The 5,043-nt window shown below is 39.9% G+C and carries 4 protein-coding genes; 1 reads left to right on the forward strand and 3 read right to left on the reverse strand.

Translation table 11 applies throughout. The features are described from left to right. Positions 1–131 precede the first annotated feature (131 nt). Positions 132–767: a dimethylamine corrinoid protein MtbC gene (gene mtbC / locus BP621_RS10000; RefSeq protein ID WP_292389515.1), complete on the reverse strand. Its 636-nt coding sequence runs from the start codon at positions 765–767 to the stop codon at positions 132–134. 605 nt (positions 768–1,372) lie between these two features. Further along, a complete protein-coding gene (locus BP621_RS10005) occupies positions 1,373–1,618 on the reverse strand; it encodes a hypothetical protein (RefSeq protein WP_292389517.1) in 246 nt (81 codons plus the stop codon). Between the two features lie 71 nt (positions 1,619–1,689). Between BP621_RS10005 and BP621_RS10010 the strand changes: the two genes are divergently transcribed. Beyond that, positions 1,690–2,637, forward strand: coding sequence for a PAS domain-containing protein (locus BP621_RS10010; RefSeq protein ID WP_292389518.1), 948 nt, complete (start codon positions 1,690–1,692; stop codon positions 2,635–2,637). Positions 2,638–3,885: 1,248 nt separating this feature from the next. On the opposite strand, the gene BP621_RS10015 is transcribed toward BP621_RS10010, so the two are convergent. Beyond that, positions 3,886–4,935 (reverse strand): AI-2E family transporter, encoded by a 1,050-nt coding sequence (locus BP621_RS10015; protein ID WP_292389520.1) that lies wholly within the window; start codon positions 4,933–4,935, stop codon positions 3,886–3,888. Positions 4,936–5,043 lie beyond the last annotated feature (108 nt).

Genomic DNA, 5,043 nt, shown 5'->3' on the forward strand with positions numbered 1-5,043 from the left:
AATCTTTTCTTTGGTAAGGAAGACACGTTTACCGTCTCCCATTCTCAAAGCGTATTCAGTTGCCATTTTTAATCCTCCATACATCAGATAAACTTAGTTTAGACTGACACGATTTTATTGAGAATTAAAGTTCAGAGCAGCAGTTCTTTTGCTTTTGCGACTGCTTCGCTTGCATTTTCGGCATAGCNNATCTTGTCAGCCCAGGCCTGGGTCGCAGGGGCTCCGCCTACCATGACTTTTACTCTGTCCCTGAGTCCTTCTTCTTTGAGGAGCTCAATGATATCCTTCTGACCCTGAAGAGTTGTGGTCATAAGGGCGGAAATTCCAATCATATTGGCATTGACTTCCTTTGCCTTCTCGATAAAGTTCCTTGTAGGTACGTCCCTTCCAAGATCATAGACCTCGAAACCTGAGGACTGGAGCATAGTCGAAACTATTGACTTGCCGATATCGTGGACATCGCCTTCGACCGTACCGTTTACGATAACCCCGAGTTTCTTGCTCTGTGTCCCTGCCGGAAGCTCAGCTTCAAGAAGTTTAACCCCTGCTGTCATTGCATCAGCAGCTATCATCACATGAGGCAGGAAAAGTTTCCCTCTTTCAAAAAGAATTCCTACCTGGTTCATGCCTGCAGATAGACCTTTGTCAATGATCTCAGAGGGTTCCATAACCTCTTTTGCTTTCTCGACAGATGCGAGCACTGCATCTTTTTTACAGGAGATAACTGCATCAGAAAGCTCCTGAATAAGTTCCTCTTTGGTTGCCATTTTTATACCTCTTCAATAAATACCAGAAACTCTCTCCAGTGTCTGAAGAGAAAAACGGGTCTGGAATTTTTATTGGATATATTTTTATAGGCCCTAAATTATTTAGCCCAACCTGTAGAGTTTTTTCAAAAAAGATGGGGACTTGAGTACTGCACATGCATTTGAAAAGCCAGTGCGCTATGACAGCCCTAATGGACAGAGCTCAAGTTACGAGATTTTTCAATGGTATTGAAAATTTCAATGGGCTTCTGTAGAATTAAAATTTCAGATCCGCTCAATAAAAATTCCAAATACTATAAATAAAAAATCTGAAATCTTGTAAAAAGAGAGCTTCAGTTACCTTAATTAAAGTTTCAGGAAAAACCTAAGGTTATTCGGGTTTCAGTGACCCTGAATCAATTTATTTTGAATTCATTTATTTTGAATTCATCACTTACATTTTTGATTATCCCAGTACACAGAACATGGTCTTCCCACTGTATTCAGGAACTTTTCTGCAGTTCTTCAGGAATAAATCAGGCTTTTCTTCGGCAGATTCCGATTTTTTGGCCTGCAGGCAGAAGTATTCCCCTTCAAGCCGGAATTTCCTGAAAAGTTCGCAGGTTTCAAGAGGCAGCCTTCTTTTTCCCCTGTTCCGGACATTTACCCCTGGAGCAAAACATCCCTGCACCACCGGAATATGAAGGACATTTTTTGCAGGTGCAGGCTGTAAGGTGATGGTACGAGCCGCAGATCCCGAAGTATCTCCCGTATTCTTCCCTGGTCTGCTGTATAATGTTGGATGCCTTCTCCCAGGATTTTCCTCCTGTCCCGGCATCCTTTTTATTTCCTGCAAGAAGAATGGAACTCATAACATTCCTCCTGTGTGCAGAAAGACATGATTTTATAAGATGTCAAAATATATTATATATTGCTTAAGGATTTGAAAAGTGTATATTACCTGAGGCGGTTAAAGGATTTTGGATCCGGAAGGGTTATTGGAGAGGTAGTAGCTATGGGATTCAATCAACTGGCTGAAAACGACGAACTGATTCTTAGTGAAGCACTGGAAAAACAGCAAATTCTGGAAACTGTAATTAATAACAGCCCGGTTATGGTTTTTCTCTGGGCACCGGGTGAAAAATGGCCTGCCAAATACGTTTCGGAAAATGTAACCCAGCTTGAGTACAGCGCAGAAGATTTCCTTACAGGAAGAATAATGTATGCAGACATAGTCCATTCCGAGGATATAGATAGGATTAGAAAGGAACTTACCCGATGCTGCGAGACTGGAAATGACAGCTTTGTACAGCGATACAGGATTCTTACCGGAAAGGGGGAAGTTCGCTGGGTAGAAGAAAAGACCTTTATCCAGCGTGATGAAGCCGGAAATTTATCTAATCTCCAGGGAATAGTCAGGGACGTTACGCAGGAGATTAGAAATGAAAAGGCTCTGAAGGATGCTCTTCAAAGCCAGAAAGCCCTTATGGAAAAACAAAAAGCCCTCCTTGAGCGGCAGAAAGTCCTCGAAACTGTAATTAATAATAGTTCGATGGTGGTATTTCTCTGGAAGGCTGAAAAATACTGGCCCACGCTGTATGTATCTGAGAATGTCAGACAATTCGGGTACGCTCCCGAGGACTTCATCTCCGGAAGAATCCTTTACGGGAAGATAATTCATCCCGAAGACTTGCTTCTTGTGGAACTTGAACTTGAGGAAAACTGTGAAGAAGGAGGAAAGGAGTTCAATCGACAGTACCGAATTCTTACTCAGACGGCTGATGTCCGCTGGATTGACGAAAAAACCTTTATCCAGCGTAATGAGGACGGAGAAGTAACTCATTTCCAGGGCATTATAGAGGATATAACCCGACAGGTTAAAAGAACTTAACTTGTAGGGACGAAATTCGGAAGATAGGGATAATCTTCAGGTTTTCCGGGGTCGGATTTAAGTAATTTTAATTATTTCCGGAACTTTATATTATAGATCAAGCTCAGTTGGCAAACTTATGGAGCAGTCTCAAGGGAGATAAAAAGTAATATATTATTTAACAGTGATGTAAATTAAAGTTCTAAATAATCACTACCATATAGCATTATAATATGAATCAGATACTTCTTTTAGCTTTCTTACTTTCTTAACAAATAACTATTTATGTTTGAGAGTATTAAGAAGTGTTTGCAGATTTTAATAGAACTGCAGGATCTGCAGCCTCTCCGAAATGCCTAAACGTGAAGACCGAAAATAAAGAATGCTGAGTTAACACGAAAAAATATGAAAAGGTATGGAAAGGTATAGAAAGAGTATAAAAACAAATTGTTCCCCAGAAAACTAAAGAGGGTTACGTCCCGAAAACGGTTTGGTTATAAGGGGTTTGAAAGAGTAACCGAACCGTTTTGGGGCAGATATCAAGGAGTTCAGTCATTTCCATCCCCTTTACCGTAAATTAAGGGTCTCCACAACTGGATTTATTTCATTCGAATACCTCGCTAGTTTGCTGCGGGAATGGAAAACTTTCCCAGTAACCGTTAATGATAATGTCATAATGTCATTTCTCAATTACACTTTTTGTTTGTTAACTTCTGCTGAAACAAAATCATATCCGGTTTATCTTCTTTTACGGAATTTGGTGCGGTGGTGCGAATACACCCTGTTGCTTGCTGCTGAGTGCGCCAGTACAACTTTCATATTTATTAGATTAAGACTTACACGGTTGAAACGAGAAGTCAATAGCTTTAAACCTTTAACTGTCTAGAACACATGTCTAGTTGACAAGAACAAAGTGTTGATGCTGAGTATAATTTCTTATTGAGAACTTACATTAGTAAAGGTTCAGTCTGGAAGACTGAACAGTCTTCAGACTAAGTTCAATATATTTAATATACTTCTTACTGCTACTTTTATTTGAAATCACTTATTTTAGGTGTTCCTACTTTTTTGTGGTAAAAAGTGGAAGGAGCACTTCATTTAAAACTTTTTTTATAATATCTGGTCAATTTAGGATTTCTACAAAGCCTAAAAATTAAATTTAAGATTAAATCGGCAGAAAACAAGAAAACGAATTTAATCTATTTTCCCACGATCACCTGTGACCTCAATGTGCTTATTTCGTTCTTCTGAATTCTCGTATTCTTATCCTTAACCACCGCTTGTTTCCCCCTCATATACATTTTCTGCTGGACCCATTAATCTGGCCAGCCACTTTGTTTCCTCAAAGCTTTCAAGTATAATCTTCAAAACTATTGTAAGCGGTATGGAAAGAAGCACACCTCCAAGCCCAAAAACAAAATTCCAGTAGATAAGAGCAAGAAACAAAAAAGCAGGAGATAACTGAAGGCCTTTTCCCATAAGTGACGGAAAAAGAACATTTTCTGCAAATGCGTCGACAGTAACGATAATTAGAATGACTGCAAGAGCACCTAGAGGCCCATACTTGAAAAGCGCAAGCATTATGGGAGGAACAGAAGCAATAACTAGACCAATATAGGGAATATAACTTAACATAAATATGAGGACTCCCCAGAGAATAGCAAAGTCGATGCCTCCGATATAGAGAAGGAGGGCGATTACAATACCAGTGATAAGATTTATTTCTGCTCTTATGACAATGAACTTTACCAGCTTTCTGCTAAATTCACTCAACCTCAAGCGGAGTTCAGACTGCCTTCCAATTTCGGAGTCCACTTTTTCAGGAGCATTGGCGGCATCTATTAGCAAAAATGCTGCTGTGACTATAACGATTCCTGCTGTTGTTCCAGCGTTCACAATCTCATTAACGATGTTTACCATGAGAGAGATCGTTATTGACACGATACTACGGAGAATTGACTGCACGGAAAATCCTTCATATGAAGGGATATATCTTGTAAGACTATTCACTAATTCGGTCAACTGAGCTTGATAAATCGGGATCTGACTTCCAAACTGCATTGCTGCTTTGACAACTATTACCCCGAGGACCAGGATAACTAGAGTAAATAGTAAAATTACAAGAATAACACTCAGTCCACCTGGAACCCCTTTTTGTTTTAGCCGGCGGACAAGCGGAGTAAAGATAAGCGCGGTAAACACAGAGAAAAAGATGACTGTAAGTATTGACGCAATTTCCCGCATCCCTATTGTCAGAATAACGGCTGCGGTGCTGTAAAGTAAAATTTTAGCGGGTATTGAGTGATCATTTGAATTTATATTTTCATCTCCTCAATCTTTCTTTCGCAGTCATTCATAGAAATTTGCGCCTGGTTTTAACTCCTCTAGAAGCAACATCTGTCAAAGACACCTGCCTTAGCACAGCCG

The organism is Methanosarcina sp. UBA5 (assembly GCF_002505485.1).
Lineage (GTDB): Archaea > Halobacteriota > Methanosarcinia > Methanosarcinales > Methanosarcinaceae > Methanosarcina.

Excerpts from the sequence above, each read along its gene's own strand:
- BP621_RS10005 (WP_292389517.1), bottom strand. The coding sequence starts at position 1,618 with ATGAGTTCCATTCTTCTTGCAGGAAATAAAAAGGATGCCGGGACAGGA.